We start from the raw sequence: 16,011 nt of genomic DNA, 5'->3' as shown, positions 1-16,011 counted from the left end.
TCAGGCGGCTTCGGTGGTCGCGTCGGCGGCCGGCCGGGGCTGGCGCATCATCAGGGCCAGCAGGGACGAGAGCTTGTCGCGCATCTGCCGGCGGTCGACGATCAGGTCGACGGCGCCATGCTCGACCAGGAACTCCGAGCGCTGGAAACCCTCGGGCAGGGTCTCGCGCACGGTCTGCTCGATCACGCGCGGGCCGGCGAAGCCGATCAGGGCCTGCGGTTCGGCGACGTTGATGTCGCCCAGCATGCCCAGCGAGGCCGAAACGCCGCCGGTGGTCGGGTGCGTGAGCACCGAGATGAAAGGCAGGCCGGCTGCGCGCAGGCGACCGAGCGCGGCCGAGGTCTTGGCCATCTGCATCAGCGAGAACAGGCCTTCCTGCATGCGGGCGCCGCCGGTGGCGGAGAAACACACCAGCGGGCAGCCGAGCTCGAGCGCACGCTCGGCGGCCAGGGCGAAGCGCTCGCCGACCACCGAGCCCATCGAGCCGCCCATGAAGCGGAACTCGAAGGCGGCCACGCACACCGGCCGGCCCTTGAGCTGCCCCTGCACGGCCACCAGCGCATCGCGCTCGCCGACCGACTTCTGGGCCGCCTTGATGCGGTCGGCGTACTTCTTCTGGTCCTTGAAGTGCAGCGCGTCGACCGGGCCCAGCTCGGCGCCGATCTCCTCGCCGCTGTCGTCGTCGAGGAAGGCGACCAGGCGCTCGCGGGCGCCGATGGCCATGTGGTGCGAGCACTTGGGGCAGACCCGCAGGTTCTTCTCGAGTTCGGGGCCGTACAGCGCCGCGCCGCACTTGTCGCACTTCTCCCACAGGCCCTCGGGCACGCCACGCTTGCCGTTGCCCTGGGTGCGGATGCGCGAGGGCATCAGTTTGGTCAGCCAGCTCATTGAGGTTCCGGTCTGGTCTTGTCTCGGGCCGGGCAGTTTATCCCGAACCGGGCGGCCGGGCGATTCAGCCGGCGGCCGTGTCCAGCGCCGCCCGCAGCGGCGCGAGGAAGGCGCCGGCGCGTTCGGCGGCCTGTCCGGGGCCTTCGGCGCCCGCCATCACCTCCACCAGCGCACTGCCGACCACCACGCCGTCGGCGGCCGGGGCCAGCGCGGCGGCCGAGGCCGCGTCGCGGATGCCGAAGCCCACCAGCACCGGCACGCTGGCCATGGCGCGCAGCTCGCCGGCCCGCCGGCGCACGTCGTCCACGTCGAGCTGGCTGCCGCCGGTGACGCCGGCGAAGGAGACGTAATACAGATAGCCCTGCGACTCGCTCGCCAGGCGCCGCAGGCGGGCCGGCGCGGTGGTCGGCGCCGCCAGCGAGATCAGCTCGATGCCGGCGGCATTGAAGGCCTCGCGGGTGGGGCCGGCCTCTTCCGGCGGCAGGTCGACCAGCAGCACGCCGTCGACGCCGGCGGCCGCGGCGTCGCGGGCGAAGGCCGCGGCGCCGAGGATCTCGATCGGGTTGAGGTAGCCCATCAGCACGACCGGCGTTTCGTCGTCGGCCTCGCGGAACTGCGCCACGCAGCGCAGCACGTAGCGCAGGCCGGCGCCGCGCGCGATCGCGCGCTCGGAGCTGCGCTGGATCGAGGGGCCGTCGGCCATCGGGTCGGAAAACGGCACGCCCAGCTCGAGCACGTCGGCACCGGCCGCCACCAGCGCCCGCATCACCGGCACCGTCGCCTCCAGCCCCGGGTCACCGGCGGTGATGAACGGCACCAGCGCCTTGCGGCCGGACTTCGCGAGCTGTTCGAACTTCTGCTTGATCCGGGACATCAGAGTTCGATCCCCTCGCGGCGGGCGATGGTGAAGATGTCCTTGTCGCCGCGGCCCGAGAGGTTGCACAGCACCAAGGCGTGCTTCGGAAGTTCGCGCGCCAGCTTCATGGCCTGGGCCACGGCGTGGCTGGACTCGAGCGCGGCCAGGATGCCCTCGGTGCGCGCCAGCAGGTGGAAGGCCTGCATCGCCTCGTCGTCGGTGACGCCCACGTACTCGGCGCGGCCGCTGTCCTTGAGGAAGGCGTGCTCCGGGCCGACGCCCGGGTAGTCGAGGCCGGCCGAGATCGAGTGCGTTTCGGTGATCTGGCCGTCGTCGTCGCAGATCACGTAGGTGCGGTTGCCATGCAGCACGCCCGGTCGGCCCGCCACCAGCGAGGCCGCGTGGTGCCCGGTCTCGACGCCCTCGCCCGCCGCCTCGGCGCCCACCAGGCGCACGCTGCGGTCGTTGAGGAAGGCGTGGAAGATGCCGATGGCGTTGCTGCCGCCGCCGACGCAGGCGGTGACGGCATCGGGCAGGCGGCCGTACTCGGCCAGCATCTGCGCCCTCGCCTCCTTGCCCACCACCGCGTTGAAGTCGCGCACCAGCTTCGGATACGGATGCGGGCCGGCCACGGTACCGATGATGTAGAAGGTGTCGCGTACGTTGGTCACCCAGTCGCGCATGGCTTCGTTTAGCGCGTCCTTGAGCGTCTTGCTGCCCGACTGCACCGGCACCACCGTCGCGCCCAGCAGCTTCATGCGGAACACGTTCGGCGCCTGGCGCTCGACGTCGGTGGCGCCCATGTAGACCACGCACTCCAGGCCCAGGCGCGCGGCCACCGTGGCGCTGGCCACGCCGTGCTGGCCGGCGCCGGTCTCGGCGATGATGCGGGTCTTGCCCATGCGCCGGGCCAGCATGGCCTGGCCGATGGTGTTGTTGATCTTGTGCGCGCCGGTGTGGTTGAGGTCCTCGCGCTTGAGCAGGATGCGCGCGCCGCCCACCTTCTCCGACAGTCGACGCGCTTCGTACACCGGGCTGGGCCGGCCCACGTAGTGCTTGTACTCGTACTCGAGCTCGGCCTGGAAGGCCGGGTCCGCGCAGGCGGCGGCATAGGCCGCCTCGAGCTCGCGCAGCGGCTCGACCAGTGTTTCGGAAACGAAAACGCCGCCGTAGCGGCCGAAATGGCCGCTGGCGTCCGGGTAGGCCCCGAAATCGGCGATGTCCGACGCCGACGGGACTTCAGCCGGCGAAATTGCTGTCTGCACGTCTCACCTCTTCAATGAACCGCTGCATGCGCCCGCCGTCCTTGACGCCGGGCGCGCTCTCGATGCCACTGGACACATCCACCGCGAACGGCCGCACCTGCCGGACCGCCTCGCCGACGTTGTCGGCCGACAGGCCGCCGGCAAGCAGCACCGGCCTGCCGAGCCCGGGCACCAGGGACCAGTCGAAGCGCTCGCCGCGGCCGCCGGGCTCACCCGGGGCATGGCCGTCGAGCACGAAGGCACTGGCCGAAGGGTAGCGTTTCCTCGCGTTCACCGCATCGCCGGGGCCGCGCCCCATGGCCAGCGCCTTGGCGAATGGCAGCCCGAATCCGCGACAGAAGGCATCGTCTTCGCCGCCGTGGAACTGCAGCAGGTCCGGGCGCAGGCGCCGCACCACCGCTTCGACCTCGCTGCCGGGGTTGTCCATGAACAGCGCCACCGCCGTGACCATCGGCGGGATCGCCTCGCGCAGCGCGCCAGCGTGGTCCAGGGCCAGGCAGCGCGGACCGCCCGCCGCGAACACCAGACCGATGGCGTCGACGCCCAGCTCGACGGCCAGTCGCACGTCCCCCGGGCGGGTGAGCCCACAGAATTTGATACGGGTTCGCATGCCGGCATTGTAGGCACGGCGCGTGTGGATGCCGTGCAGGGCGCCTCAGGCCGGCAGGCTGACGTCGTCGGGCAGGCCCCACTCGCGCGGATAGCGGGGCCCCAGGAACACCAGCCCGTTCGACGGCGCTGTCGGCCCGGCGACGGCGCGGTCGCGTCCCGCCAGCACCTCGGCCACCCAGGCGGCGGGCTTTTCCCCGCGCCCCACCAGCAGCAGGCTGCCGACGAAATTGCGCACCATGTGGTGCAGGAAGGCATTGGCCTGCACTTCGACGACCACGTGCTCGCCCTCACGCCAGCAGCGGATCTCGTGCACCTGGCGACGCGCATGCTTGGCCTGGCAGTGCACCGTGCGGAAGGCGCTGAAGTCGTGCTCGCCCACCAGCGCCTGGGCGGCGTGGTGCATCGCCCCGGCGTCGAGCGGCACGCGCTCCCAGGTCAGGAAGTCACGCTGCAGCGCCGGGCGCACCGGCCGGTTGAGGATGGTGTAGCGGTAGCGGCGCGCCCGTGCCGCGTAGCGGGCATGGAAGGCCACGTCCACCGGCTGCACCCACAGCAGCACCACGCCGCGCGGCAGCCGGCTGTTTCCACCCTGGCGCAGCGCATAGGGCGTGCGCACGGCCTCGGTATCGAAGTGCACCACCTGGCAGCGCGCGTGCACGCCGGCATCGGTGCGGCCGGCGCACACGACCTCGAGCGGATGGTTGACGACATACGACAGCGCCTGCTCGACCGCGCCCTGCACGGTCGGGCCCTCGGCCAGCCGCTGCCAGCCGAGGAAGGCGGCGCCGTCGTATTCGATGCCAGCGGCGTAACGCACCTGCCTCAGCCGATCTCCCGCAGCAGCCGCTCGGCCTCGGCGCGATGCACCGGGCTGCCCTCGGCCACCACTTCCTCGAGCATGCCGCGGGCGCCGTCGACGTCACCGATCTCGAGGTAGGCCTGGGCCAGTTCGATCTTGGTGGCGCTGGCGTCGTCGTCGGCGCTGCTGGCCGGCACCGCCTCGGCGGGTTCGGGCTCGAAGGCCAGCACCGGCTCCGGCTCGGGCTCGAGTTCGAACCCGATCGGCGCCCCGGCGGGAGCCTCGGGCTCCGGGGTCGCTTCAGCGACCTCGGGCTCGGCGACCAGGGCGATGCGGTCCCAATCCTCGTCCGCGTCGGCCACCGGCGCCGAGCTGGCCGCGGCCAGTTCGTTGAGCGCGTCGAGGTCGGACAGGTCGTCGGCCACCGGCGCGGGCTCGGGCGCGGCTTCCGGCTCGGGCTCCGACGCGGGTTCGGGGGCGGCCTTGGCGGTGGACGGAATCACGCCGGTGTCGCCGAAACGCGGCTGGTTCCAGCCGGCCTGGCTGAACAGCGGGTTGCCCGGGGCCAGCGCCACGCCCATCACCACCGCCTCGCGCCAGCGCGGGTCGAGCGTGCTGTGAACCTTCAGGCGCATGGCCTGGGCACCGATCTCGAACGCCGTGCGGTCGCCCTCCTTGTGCAGGTGGCGCAGCAGGCTGATGTGCGCCTCGAGGTCCTCGGGATGGGCGTCCACCGCGGCCTGCAGCCGGGCACGCTCGTCCTCGACCGGCGCGGCGGCCGGCACTTCGGCAGCACCCTCGCCGGCTGCGGCGGCCGCCGCGGCCAGGCCGCCACCGGGCAGGCTGGCCTTGAGGGCCTCGTCGTCGGAGATGCGGCGCGACGGCACCGGCGCCGGCTTGGGCGCACGCTTGCCGCGCAGCGCCAGCACCAGCCCGCCGAGCAGCACCAAGGCGCCACCGGCAAGCACGAGCGGATTCATGTACCAGGGGTCGGCTGCGGCCACCGGGGCCGGCGCGGCCGCGGCGGGCGCCGGCTCGCCAGCGGCAGGCGCGGTCTCGGCGACGGCGGGCGCGGCGGCCGGGGCCGGCTCCCCCTGCGCGGCGGCCAGGCGCTCCTGCAGGGCCTTGAGCTGGCTCGACTGCATCTCGATCAGGCGCTGGCTGTCGGCCTGCTGGGCCTCGAGTTCGGTGATGTGCGAGCGCAGCTCCTGCACCTCGGCTTCGCGCGCCGCAAGGTCCTCGCGGGTCTCGGTGAGTTCGGCCCGCAGTTCGGTGCCGCTGTCCGTACCGGCGGCGCCGGACTGGACGCCGCGGGCCGCCTGGGCATCGCCCGCCGGCGGCACGATCTCGAGCCGGCCCTCGGGCGCCGGCTGGCGCGGCGTGGCGGGTACCGGGCGCGGCGCATCGGCCACGGCCTCGGCCGGCTGCGGCACCGGACGGCGCCGGGCCTGCCAGGCCTCGGCCTGGGCGCGCACCAGCTGGGCCGCCTCGGCCTGGCCGATCTGCAGGGCTTCCTCGCCGGCCGGGATGCGTAGCACCGCACCCCGCTTGAGCTGGTTGATGTTGTCGTCGATGAAGGCCTCGGGATTGGCCCGCTGGATGGCCAGCATCATCTGGTTGACGGTGACGGCCGGATCCGGCCGGTTCGCATTGGCGATCGACCACAGGGTCTGGCCGTCGGCCACCGGCCCGTAGCTGCCGGGCGCCGGTGCCGGCGGCGGCACCGGTGCGGGTGCGGGTGCGGGCGGCGGCGGGGCCGGCTCAGGCTCAGGCACGGGTTCGGGCGCCGGCTCCGCCTGGGCCACGGGCTCCGGTTCGGGCTCGGGCTCCGGCAGGGGCTCGGGCGCGACGGCCACGGCCTCGGCCGCCGGGGACTCGGGCGCGGCGACCGGTTCCGGCGCCGGTGCCGGCATCGGCTCGGCCGGGATCTCGGCGACCTCGGTCACCGGCTCGGGCTCGGGCACGGCCACCGGTTCGGCCACCGCCGGCGGCGGCAGCGGCTCGGGCAGCGCCGGCGCGGTGGCGACCTGCGGGGTTTCCAGCGGGCGGATCACCGCCGGGGCGATGTGGGGCGGATCAACCAGGGCGCTGTACTCGCGCACCACGCTGCCGCGGCCCCAGTTGGCCTCGATCAGGAAGGTCAGGAAGGGCTCGTTGAAGCGGCCCGGGGTGGTGACGCGGATGACGGGCTGGCCGGCGGCATTGCGGCCGACCTCCATCTGCAGGTTGGCGGTGAGGCCGACCGGGCGCTCGAGCCCGACCCGGGCGAATGCCTCGGGCGAGGCCAGGCGCACCTCGAGCTCTTCAAGCTCGCCGGGGCCGGCGGACAGGATGGGGATTTCCGCCACCAGGGGCTGGTTCAGGCCGGACTTGACCTCGATGGCGCCCAGGCCGAGCGCGTATGCGCTGTTGGCGCCGAGGGCCAGGGCCAGGGCCAACGGAAGCTGCAGACGACTGCTTTTCACGCGTGTTTTCTCCCCACGTTCCGGATGCCGCGTTTCGGCCGCAGCGACCACTCCCCTGCAGCGGTCACCACGGTGTTGCCGCGAATATACCGGTCAGGAACGGGCTTTGACCACGAGTTCAGCCACCTGCACGGCATTCAGGGCCGCGCCCTTGCGGATGTTGTCGGCCACGATCCACAGGTCCAGGCCACGCGGATGCGACAGGTCCTCGCGGATGCGGCCGACGTAGACCGGGTCGGCGCCGGCCGCATGGGTCACCGGCGTCGGGTAGCCCCCGGGCTCGCGCTCGTCCACGACCTCCACGCCCGGGGCGGCCTCGAGCAGCTCGCGGGCCTCGCCGGCGGTCAGCTTGCGCCGCGTCTCGAGGTGCACGGCCTCGGAATGGCCGAAGAACACCGGCACGCGCACCGCGGTGGGGTTCACCTGGATGGCGTCGTCGCCGAGGATCTTGCGGGTCTCCCACACCAGTTTCATTTCTTCCCTGGTGTAGCCGTTGTCCATGAACTCGTCGATCTGCGGGATCAGGTTGAAGGCGATCTGCACGGGGAACTTCGCCGGCTCGTGCGGCTGGAAGTTGAGCATGGCGGCCGTCTGGCGGCCGAGTTCTTCCATGGCCGTGCGGCCGGCCCCCGACACCGACTGGTAGGTGGCCACGTTGATGCGCTCGATGCCGGCGGCGCGATGGATCGGCGCCAGCGCCACCAGCATCTGCATGGTCGAGCAGTTGGGGTTGGCGATGATGCCGCGCGGGCGGTTGGCCACCTGCTCCGGGTTCACCTCGGCCACCACCAGCGGCACGTCGTCGTCGTAGCGGAAGGCCGAGCTGTTGTCGATGACGACGGCGCCGGCCGCGGCGAACCTGGGCGCGTATTCCTTCGACACCGAGCCGCCGGCCGAGAACAGCGCGATGTCCACGCCGGCCGGGTCGAACGTGGCGAGGTCCTGCACCACCAGTTTCTGGCTGCCGAAGGCGACCTTCTCGCCCGCCGAGCGTTCGCTGGCCAGCGCGTGCAGCGTGCCGACCGGGAACTTGCGCTCGGCCAGGATCGACAGCATCGCCTCGCCCACCGCACCGGTGGCCCCGACTACCGCAACTGTGTACGTCTTGCTGCTCATGCTTTTCCTGGGAACTTTTTTCGAACTTTGAACGCGGATCAGAGCGGATGAAAACCGACCTCACGGCACCCGCGGATGCACGGGGCCGACGTCGCCGCACTGGGCGCGGTGGCGCAGCGCGTGATCCATCAGCACGAGCGCCAGCATGGCCTCGCAGATCGGCGGCGCACGCAGGCCCACGCAGGGATCGTGGCGGCCGGTGGTCACCACCTCCACCGCCGCGCCCGTAGTGTCGAGCGTGGCGCCCGGCAGGCGCAGGCTGGAGGTGGGTTTGAAGGCCACCGACACCTCGATGGCCTGGCCGCTGGAAATGCCGCCCAGGATGCCGCCGGCGTGGTTGCTGGCGAAGCCTTCCGGCGCCATCAGGTCGCGGTGCTCGCTGCCCTTCTGGGCAACGGACGCAAAGCCCGCGCCGATCTCCACGCCCTTGACCGCATTGATCGACATCATCGCCGCCGCGATCTCGGCGTCGAGCTTGCCGTAAACCGGCTCGCCCCAGCCCGGCGGCACGCCTAGCGCCTGCACGTGCACGCGCGCGCCGGCGGAATCACCGGACTTGCGCAGCGCGTCCATGAAAGCCTCGAGCTCGGGCACCTGGGCCGCGTCGGGCCAGAAGAACGGGTTGTCCTCCACCGCCGACCAGTCGAAGCCGCGCGGCCGCACGTCGGCCACCTGCGAGACGCAGGCGCGCACGCTGACGCCACGCTGGGCCAGCCACTTCTTGGCGATCACGCCGGCGGCCACGCGCATGGTCGTCTCGCGCGCCGAACTGCGGCCGCCGCCACGCGGGTCGCGGATGCCGTACTTGTGCCAGTAGGTGTAGTCGGCATGGCCCGGGCGGAACTGTGCGGCGATGTTGGCGTAGTCCTTGCTGCGCGCGTCGGTGTTGCGCACCAGCAGGGCCACGGGGGCGCCGGTGCTCACGCCTTCGTACACGCCGCTGAGGATCTCGACCTCGTCGGCCTCGCGCCGCTGCGAGGTGTGGCGCGTCTTGCCGGTGGCGCGACGCGCCAGGTCGTGGGCGAAGTCCTCCGGCGCGATGGCGATGCCCGGCGGCAGGCCGTCGATGACGCAGCCGATGGCCGGCCCGTGACTCTCGCCGAAGGTGGTGACCCGCAGCAGGCGGCCGAAGCTGTTGTCGCTCATGGCCGCTCAGGCCCGGCGGGCATCGGCCAGCGCCTTGATGGCGGCGTGGTGTTCAAGGATGTCTTCGCGGGTGATGGCGAAGATGCCCATCTGCCCGACCTTGAACTCGACCCAGGCGAAGGGCACCTCGGGCAGCAGCCGCGCGAGCGCGCGCTCGCTCTCGCCCACTTCGCAGATCAGCAGGCCACCCTCGGAAAGATGCTTCGGCGCGTCGCGCAGGATCTCCAGCGCCAGGTCCAGGCCGTCGTCGCCGGCGCGCAGGCCCAGCTCGGGCTCGTGCCTGTACTCGGCCGGCAGCGCGTCGGTCTCGGCGTGGGTGACGTAGGGCGGATTGGTGACGATCAGGTCGTAGACCTCGCCCCCGATGTCGCGGAACAGGTCGGACTTGAGCAGGCGCACGTTGTCGGCATGCAGGCGCGCGACGTTCTCGCGGGCCAGCGACAGGGCCTCGTCGCTGATGTCCACGCAATCCACCTGCCAGTGCGGGTGGTAGTGCGCGGTGGCGATGCCGATGCAGCCCGAGCCGGTGCACATGTCGAGCGCGCGACCCACCTCGCGACCGCCCAGCCAGGGCTCGAAGCCGGCCAGGATCAGCTCGGCGATGGGCGAACGCGGCACCAGCGCGCGCGGGTCGGACTTGAAGCTCAGGCCCGCGAACCAGGCCTCGCCGGTGAGGTAGCAGGCCGGGATGCGCTCGTTGATGCGGCGGGTGAACAGCGACATCACCTCCTGCTTTTCCTCGGCGGTGAGCCGGGCCTGGCCGTAGGCCGGGCCCAGGTCGTGCGGCAGGTGCAGGGCGTGCAGCACCAGCTGGGTGGCCTCGTCGAGCGCGTTGTCCATGCTGTGGCCGAAGCTCAGGCCGGCGGCATTGAAACGGCTGGCACCGTAGCGGATGAAGTCGATGATGGTGGCAAGTTCCGCCGGCATGGTGTTGATATCCAAGGCAATGTCGGGAGTATAGCAGCGGCTCGCCTATAATTGCCGGTCACCTGACGTCCCGGGACCCGCCGTGTTCAACCGCAACACCCTGCTCATCCTGCTGGCCGCGCTGGCCGCCGGCCTCGGCCTCTGGGCCGCCCAGGGCGCCTTCGCGCCGGGCGGCGCGCCTGCTCCGGCGGCCATGCCGGCCGTGGACCCGGCCCGGCTCAAGGCCGTGCGCCTGTTCCCGGCGCCGAGGGCGATCGCGCCCTTCGCGCTGCAGCAGTCCGACGGCTCGCCGCTGGAACCGGCCGAGCTAGCGGGGCGCTGGACGGTGGTGTTCCTGGGCTTCACGCACTGCCCGGACGTCTGCCCGACCACGCTCACCGACCTCTCCCGCGCCCAGAAGGCCTGGGACAACCTGCCCGAGGCGCGCCGCCCGCAGGTGCTGTTCGTGTCCGTGGACCCGGAGCGCGACAGCCCGGAGAAGACCGGCGAATACGCCGCCTACTTCCACCCGGCCACCCTGGCCGCCACCGCGCCGGAGCCGGCGCTCGGCCAGTTCGCCACCTCGCTGGGCATGGTCTACATGAAGGTGCCGCTCGAAGGCGGCGACTACACCATGGACCATTCCAACGCCCTGGTGGTGCTCGACCCGCAGGGCCGCCAGGTCGGGCTGATCCGGCCGCCGCTGGTGCCCGACGACATCGCCGCCGACCTGGCCATGCTGGCCGAGGTGGCGCCGTGAGCCCGAAGGTCGCGCTGCAGTACCTGCTGCCGCACCGGCTGCTGTCGCGGCTGGCCTACGGCGTCGCGCGCTCGCGCGTCGGCTGGTTCAAGGACTGGCTGATCGCGCTGGTGGTCCGCAAGTTCAAGGTGGACATGGCCGAGGCGGCGGACCCGGAGCCGCGCAACTACCCGCATTTCAACGCCTTCTTCACCCGCGCGCTGCGCGACGGCGCGCGCACGGCCGACGCCAACCCGGACTCGCTGCTAATGCCGGCCGACGGCAAGGTCAGCCAGGTCGGCCGCATCAGCGAGGGCCGCATCTTCCAGGCCAAGGGCCAGTCCTTCACCGCCGCCGAGCTGCTGGGCGACGAGGCGATGGCGGCGCCCTACGCCGACGGCTGGTTCGCCAACATCTACCTCTCGCCGCGCGACTACCACCGCGTGCACATGCCCTGGGCCGGCACCCTGGTCGAAACCCTGCACGTGCCGGGCCGGCTGTTCACGGTGGCGCCCTGGGGCGTGAAGGCGATCCCGCGGCTGTTCGCGCGCAACGAGCGCCTGGTCTGCCACTTCGAGACCGGGTTCGGCCCGATGTGCTCGGTGATGGTCGGCGCGCTGCTGGTGTCGGGCGTGGAGTCGGTGTGGAACGGCGAGGAAATCCCGCCCTATGCCCACAAGCCGGTGCGCCGCGACTGGCGCGGCCAGGGCATCACGCTGGGCCGCATGGCCGAGATGGCGCGCTTCAACTACGGCTCGACGGTGATCCTGCTCTTCCCCCGCGACGCCGTGTTCCTCGACGGCTTCGACACCGAAACCCCCACCCGCGTCGGCCAGCGCCTGGGCGAGGTGACCTGAGCCCGGTTTGGTTTGCGGTAGAGTCGGGGCATGGGTGGAAACAGCCAGCATTCGATCCGGTTGTTCCAGAGCCTGGAGCACGCCTGCGGCTACTGGCCCGAGCGCCTGGCGCGCGACCTGATCATCGACCCGACCGACCCGCAGCTGCCCGCCGTCTACGGCCAGGCGCTGGCGATGGGCTTCCGTCGCAGCGGCGGCCACGTCTACCGCCCCTACTGCGCCGGCTGCCGGGCCTGCATCTCGGTGCGCATCCCGGCCGACCGCTTCGTGCCCAACCGCAGCCAGAAGCGCTGCCTGGCCCGCAATGCCGACCTGGAAATGCGCATCGCCCCGGCCCGGCGCACCGACGAGAACTTCGCGCTCTACCGCCGCTACCTCGACACCCGCCACGCCGGCGGCGGCATGGACGACCCGGAGCCGGAGAATTTCGACGCCTTCCTGGCCTGCCGCTGGAGCCCGACCGAGTTCATGGAATTCCGGCTTGGCGGGGAGCTCGCCGCGCTGGCGGTCACCGACGTGGTGCCGCAGGGGCTGTCGGCGGTCTACACCTTCTTCGAGCCCGCGCTGGCCGAGCGCAGCCTGGGCACCTACGCCATCCTGCAGCAGGTGGAGCGGGCCCGGCGCGAGCAGCGCGGCTACGTCTACCTGGGCTTCTGGCTGGCCGGGCACCCGAAGATGGAATACAAGCGCCGCTACCGCCCGCTAGAGTACCTCGACGGCGCGCAGTGGCGGCCGGTGCCCGAAGTGCAGGCGTGACGGCAACCGTCATGGGCTTGGGGCACAATCGCTGCCCATGCGAACCTTCCGCCTGCCGGGCCTGCCGGCACTCGTCCTCCTGCTGGCCGCCTGCCAGTCCGCCCCGCCCGTGCCGACGGAGGCCCCGCCGGTGAGACTGCGCGTCGCCACCTTCAACACCTCGCTCTATTCGGCCGAAGCCGGCGGCCTCGTGGCCCGCCTGCAGGCAGGCGACGAGGACGCGCGCAGGATCGCCGCGGTCATCCAGCACCAGCGCCCGGACGTGCTGCTGATCAACGAGTTCGACTACGACCCGCAGGGGCTCGCCGCCGACCTGTTCATGCGCGACTACCTCGGCGTCGGGCAACACGGCCAGGCGCCGATCGTCTATCCGCACCGCTACCTGGCCGCCGTGAACACCGGCGTGCCCAGCGGCCTGGACCTCGACCGCAACGGCGTGGTGGCCACCGAGGGCCGGCAGCGCGGCAACGACGCCTGGGGCTACGGCCTGCACCCGGGGCAGTACGGCATGCTGGTGCTGTCGATGCATCCGATCGACGCCGACGCGGCGCGCACCTTCCAGTTCCTGCGCTGGAGCGCGATGCCCGGCGCGCTGGCGCCGGTGGACCCGGCCACGGGCCAGGCCTGGTACCCGCCCGAGGTCTGGTCGCAGCTGCGCCTGAGCTCGAAGTCACACTGGGACCTGCCGGTGCGCACGCCGCTGGGCACGATCCACCTGTTGGCCGCACACCCCACACCGCCGGTGTTCGACGGCCCGGAGCGGCGCAACGCGGCGCGCAACCACGACGAGATCCGGCTGTGGGCCGAGTACCTCACGCCGGGCGACGAACCCTGGCTGTGCGACGACCAGGGCCGCTGCGGCGGCCTGCCCGAGGGCGAGCGCTTCGTGGTCGTGGGTGACTACAACGCCGACCCGGCCGACGGCGGCAGCCTGCCCGGCAGCATCCAGCAGCTGCTCGAGCACCCGCGCGTGCTGCGCCACGCCACGCCGCGCAGCGAGGGCGCGCTGGCCGCCGCCGGCAACCCGGGCAACGACGGCCAGCACGCTTCGCCCGCGCACGACACCGCCCAGTTCGGCCGCAACGGCAACTACCGGGTGGACTACGTGCTGCCCTCGGTCGGCTTCACGGTGCGCGACGCCGGCGTGTTCTGGCCGGCCCCCGGCCAGCCCGGCGCAGAGTGGCTCGACGCCACCGACCACCGCATGGTGTGGCTCGACCTGGCCGACTAGCCCATGTAGGAGCGCCTTTAGGCGCGAATCCCTTCTTTGCCGAAGGCAAAGGCAAAGGCAAAAGATTCGCGCCTGAAGGCGCTCCTACAAAGACGCTAGATCAGTTTGACCTGGAGCGCGGCGGCGGCGCGGCGCGCCTTGGCGCGGGCGGCGTCGATGTCGGTGTCGCGCGCGAGGGTGACGGCGACGCGGCGCTGGCCTTCGACGCGGGGTTTGCCGAACAGGCGCAGCTGGGTGTCGGGCTCGGCGAGCGCGGCGTCCACGCCGCTGAACTCCGGCACGCCGTGGCCGGTGGCCAGCACGGCGCAGGAGGCCGACGGCCCGAGCGAACGGATGTTCGGGACCGGCAGGCCGAGGATGGCGCGCGCGTGCAGCGCGAACTCGCTCAGCTCCTGCGAAACGAGCGTCACCAGGCCGGTGTCGTGCGGCCGCGGCGAGACCTCGCTGAACCACACCTGGTCGCCCTTCACGAACAGCTCCACGCCGAACAGGCCCCAGCCGCCAAGGTCGTCGGTGACCACCTTCGCGATGCGCTGCGATTCGCGCAGCGCGGCCTCGGACATCGGCTGCGGCATCCAGCTTTCGCGGTAGTCACCGGCCTCCTGCAGGTGGCCGATCGGGTCGCAGAACGAGGTGCCGTCGCGGTGGCGCACCGTCAGCAGGGTGATCTCGTAGTCGAAATCCACGAAGCCCTCGACGATGCAGCGCCCCTGCCCGGCCCGGCCGCCGAACTGCGCGTACTCCCAGGCCGCCTCGACGTCGGCCTCGCTGCGCACCGTGCTCTGGCCCTTGCCCGAGGACGACATCACCGGCTTGACCACGCAGGGCAGGCCGATCGCCGCCACCGCCTCGCGGTACTCGTCGAAGGTGTCGACGAACCGGTACGGCGAGGTCGGCACGCCCAGCGTCTCGGCCGCCAGCCGGCGGATGCCCTCGCGGTCCATGGTCAGGCGCGCCGCGCGCGCGGTCGGCACCACGCGCTGGCCGCGCGAGGCCTCGAGCTCGACCAGGGTCTGGGTGTGGATGGCCTCGATCTCGGGCACCACCAGGTCCGGCTTCTCGTGCGCCACCAGGTCGCGCAGCGCGGCCGGGTCGAGCATGTTGAGCGTGTGCGCGCGGTGCGCCACCTGCATCGCCGGCGCGTTGTCGTAGCGGTCGGCCGCGACCACCTCCACGCCCAGTCGCTGCAGCTCGATGGCGACTTCCTTGCCCAGCTCGCCCGAGCCGAGCAGCAGCACCCGGCGTGCCGACGGGGACAGCGGGGTTCCGAGGGTGACGGTGTCTGGCATGTCGGCGCGGCCTGCGTGGAAAGGCCCGGATTGTAACGGCTGGCCACCCGCGCCGCGCGGCCGGGCGGCTGCCGGCGCACGATCCTTTCTGTCATGCTCGGCCGGCACACTCCGACGCCAGCCATGACCCGATTGCTCCTGCCTGCCCTGCTGCTGCTCCTGCCCGGGCCCGTGCTCGCGGCGCGCTGGAGCGAACCCGAGATCACCGGCGTCGTCACCGACCGCGCCATCGCCGAAATCAGCGGCCTGGCCGCCGCCCGCAACTTCCCCGGCCACTATTGGGCCATCAACGACAGCGGCGACGACGCCGTACTCCACCTCGTCGACGGCCGCGGCCGCCACGTGGGCAGCGTCCCCGTGCGTGGCGCGCGCAACCGCGACTGGGAGGACCTGGCCAGCTTCGAGCGGGACGGCAGGCGCTGGCTGCTGATCGCCGACGTCGGCGACAACGGCGGGCTGCGCAAGGAACTGCAGCTGATCGTGATGGAGGAGCCGACGACGCTGGGCGAACCGGCCGACCCGGCCTGGATCCAGGCCTTCCGCTGGCCGGACGGCCCGCGCGACTGCGAGGCCGTCGCCGTCGACGCGGTCGCCGGCGAGGTGCTGCTGGTGTCGAAAAAGCGCGTGCCGGCCGAACTTTTCCGCCTGCCGCTCGGCGCCCACCCCGGGGGCCAGTCCGCCGTGGCCGAACTCGTCGGCACCCTGCCCGGCATCGAACAGCCCGATGCCCGGGACCTCGAGCTCAACCCGGTCTACGGCCGCTACCGGGCCCAGGTGACCGCCGCGGACCTGAGCCCCAATGGCCGCGTGCTGGCCGTGCTCAATTACCGCTCGGTGCACTTCTACATCCGCGAACGCGGCGGCGACTGGGCCCCGGCGCTGGCGCCCGACGCCCGCCACCAGCACCTGCTGCTGCCCTGGCTGCCCCAGGCCGAGGGCCTGGCCTTCGGCGCCGACGGCCGGGAGATCGTCATCGGCAGCGAGCAACTGCCCTCGCCCTTCCTGCGCTACCGGCTGGTGCCTGGGTCCTGACTCCCCGGCCTTCCCGGGCCCGGGTGGGCCAGCCGGCCGGCCGGTTCCAGATTG

15 protein-coding genes are annotated in these 16,011 nt (G+C 72.3%); 5 read left to right on the top strand and 10 right to left on the bottom strand.

The features are described from left to right. From accD to prmB, 9 genes are all read right to left on the bottom strand, one after another. Positions 1–888, bottom strand: a complete 888-nt coding sequence (gene accD, locus C6N40_RS06265; RefSeq protein ID WP_106990153.1) for an acetyl-CoA carboxylase, carboxyltransferase subunit beta — start codon at positions 886–888, stop codon at positions 1–3. Between the two features lie 64 nt (positions 889–952). Then, the gene (trpA, locus tag C6N40_RS06260) at positions 953–1,762 is read right to left on the bottom strand and encodes a tryptophan synthase subunit alpha (protein ID WP_106990152.1); all 810 of its coding nucleotides are present in this window, start codon (positions 1,760–1,762) and stop codon (positions 953–955) included. Then, positions 1,762–2,997: a tryptophan synthase subunit beta gene (gene trpB, locus C6N40_RS06255; RefSeq protein WP_106990232.1), complete on the bottom strand. Its 1,236-nt coding sequence runs from the start codon at positions 2,995–2,997 to the stop codon at positions 1,762–1,764. The genes trpA and trpB overlap by 1 nt, the downstream gene beginning before the upstream one ends. Next, positions 2,984–3,619 carry a phosphoribosylanthranilate isomerase gene (locus C6N40_RS06250; RefSeq protein ID WP_106990151.1) on the bottom strand — a complete coding sequence of 212 codons (636 nt, stop codon included), beginning with the start codon at positions 3,617–3,619 and terminating at the stop codon, positions 2,984–2,986. The genes trpB and C6N40_RS06250 overlap by 14 nt, the downstream gene beginning before the upstream one ends. Positions 3,620–3,664: 45 nt before the next feature. After that, positions 3,665–4,438 carry a tRNA pseudouridine(38-40) synthase TruA gene (gene truA / locus C6N40_RS06245; protein ID WP_106990150.1) on the bottom strand — a complete coding sequence of 258 codons (774 nt, stop codon included), beginning with the start codon at positions 4,436–4,438 and terminating at the stop codon, positions 3,665–3,667. Positions 4,439–4,443: 5 nt separating this feature from the next. Next, a complete protein-coding gene (locus C6N40_RS06240) occupies positions 4,444–6,885 on the bottom strand; it encodes a FimV/HubP family polar landmark protein (protein WP_162782104.1) in 2,442 nt (813 codons plus the stop codon). Positions 6,886–6,978: 93 nt separating this feature from the next. After that, complete coding sequence (locus C6N40_RS06235; RefSeq protein WP_106990148.1) at positions 6,979–8,001, bottom strand: aspartate-semialdehyde dehydrogenase; 1,023 nt, start codon at positions 7,999–8,001, stop codon at positions 6,979–6,981. A gap of 60 nt (positions 8,002–8,061) precedes the next feature. Further along, on the bottom strand, positions 8,062–9,147 hold the full coding sequence (gene aroC / locus C6N40_RS06230) for a chorismate synthase (protein ID WP_106990147.1): 1,086 nt from the start codon (positions 9,145–9,147) through the stop codon (positions 8,062–8,064). A gap of 6 nt (positions 9,148–9,153) precedes the next feature. Further along, positions 9,154–10,074 (bottom strand): 50S ribosomal protein L3 N(5)-glutamine methyltransferase, encoded by a 921-nt coding sequence (prmB, locus tag C6N40_RS06225; RefSeq protein ID WP_106990231.1) that lies wholly within the window; start codon positions 10,072–10,074, stop codon positions 9,154–9,156. Between the two features lie 82 nt (positions 10,075–10,156). Here prmB and C6N40_RS06220 point away from each other — a divergent pair, with 82 nt between their 5' ends. Genes C6N40_RS06220 through C6N40_RS06205 form a run of 4 tightly spaced genes read left to right on the top strand, consistent with a single transcriptional unit; the run spans position 10,157 to position 13,636 of the window. Next, complete coding sequence (locus C6N40_RS06220; RefSeq protein WP_106990146.1) at positions 10,157–10,813, top strand: SCO family protein; 657 nt, start codon at positions 10,157–10,159, stop codon at positions 10,811–10,813. Then, on the top strand, positions 10,810–11,649 hold the full coding sequence (asd, locus tag C6N40_RS06215) for an archaetidylserine decarboxylase (RefSeq protein ID WP_106990145.1): 840 nt from the start codon (positions 10,810–10,812) through the stop codon (positions 11,647–11,649). The genes C6N40_RS06220 and asd overlap by 4 nt, the downstream gene beginning before the upstream one ends. Positions 11,650–11,679: 30 nt before the next feature. After that, on the top strand, positions 11,680–12,405 hold the full coding sequence (locus tag C6N40_RS06210) for an arginyltransferase (protein ID WP_106990144.1): 726 nt from the start codon (positions 11,680–11,682) through the stop codon (positions 12,403–12,405). Positions 12,406–12,442: 37 nt separating this feature from the next. Further along, on the top strand, positions 12,443–13,636 hold the full coding sequence (locus C6N40_RS06205) for an endonuclease/exonuclease/phosphatase family protein (protein WP_106990143.1): 1,194 nt from the start codon (positions 12,443–12,445) through the stop codon (positions 13,634–13,636). A 95-nt stretch (positions 13,637–13,731) separates the two neighbouring features. Here C6N40_RS06205 and purT read toward each other — a convergent pair whose 3' ends face one another. After that, complete coding sequence (gene purT / locus C6N40_RS06200; protein WP_106990142.1) at positions 13,732–14,925, bottom strand: formate-dependent phosphoribosylglycinamide formyltransferase; 1,194 nt, start codon at positions 14,923–14,925, stop codon at positions 13,732–13,734. 123 nt (positions 14,926–15,048) lie between these two features. Between purT and C6N40_RS06195 the strand changes: the two genes are divergently transcribed. Then, entirely contained in the window at positions 15,049–15,957 is a 909-nt protein-coding gene (locus C6N40_RS06195; RefSeq protein ID WP_162782103.1) for a hypothetical protein, read from the top strand. The last annotated feature ends 54 nt before the right edge of the window (positions 15,958–16,011 follow it).

The sequence above is a fragment of the Arenimonas caeni genome, from assembly GCF_003024235.1.
Taxonomy (GTDB): domain Bacteria; phylum Pseudomonadota; class Gammaproteobacteria; order Xanthomonadales; family Xanthomonadaceae; genus Arenimonas; species Arenimonas caeni.
Note: the sequence above shows the minus strand (reverse complement) of the source record. Positions and strands in the feature narration are given on the sequence as shown.

Bases quoted from the DNA above. Each gene is read 5' to 3' on its own strand.
- accD (WP_106990153.1), bottom strand. From the start codon at position 888: ATGAGCTGGCTGACCAAACTGATGCCCTCGCGCATCCGCACCCAGGGC.
- trpA (WP_106990152.1), bottom strand. From the start codon at position 1,762: ATGTCCCGGATCAAGCAGAAGTTCGAACAGCTCGCGAAGTCCGGCCGC.
- C6N40_RS06250 (WP_106990151.1), bottom strand. From the start codon at position 3,619: ATGCGAACCCGTATCAAATTCTGTGGGCTCACCCGCCCGGGGGACGTG.
- C6N40_RS06235 (WP_106990148.1), bottom strand. From the start codon at position 8,001: ATGAGCAGCAAGACGTACACAGTTGCGGTAGTCGGGGCCACCGGTGCG.
- aroC (WP_106990147.1), bottom strand. From the start codon at position 9,147: ATGAGCGACAACAGCTTCGGCCGCCTGCTGCGGGTCACCACCTTCGGC.
- prmB (WP_106990231.1), bottom strand. From the start codon at position 10,074: ATGCCGGCGGAACTTGCCACCATCATCGACTTCATCCGCTACGGTGCC.
- C6N40_RS06210 (WP_106990144.1), top strand. From the start codon at position 11,680: ATGGGTGGAAACAGCCAGCATTCGATCCGGTTGTTCCAGAGCCTGGAG.
- C6N40_RS06205 (WP_106990143.1), top strand. From the start codon at position 12,443: ATGCGAACCTTCCGCCTGCCGGGCCTGCCGGCACTCGTCCTCCTGCTG.
- purT (WP_106990142.1), bottom strand. From the start codon at position 14,925: ATGCCAGACACCGTCACCCTCGGAACCCCGCTGTCCCCGTCGGCACGC.
- C6N40_RS06195 (WP_162782103.1), top strand. From the start codon at position 15,049: ATGACCCGATTGCTCCTGCCTGCCCTGCTGCTGCTCCTGCCCGGGCCC.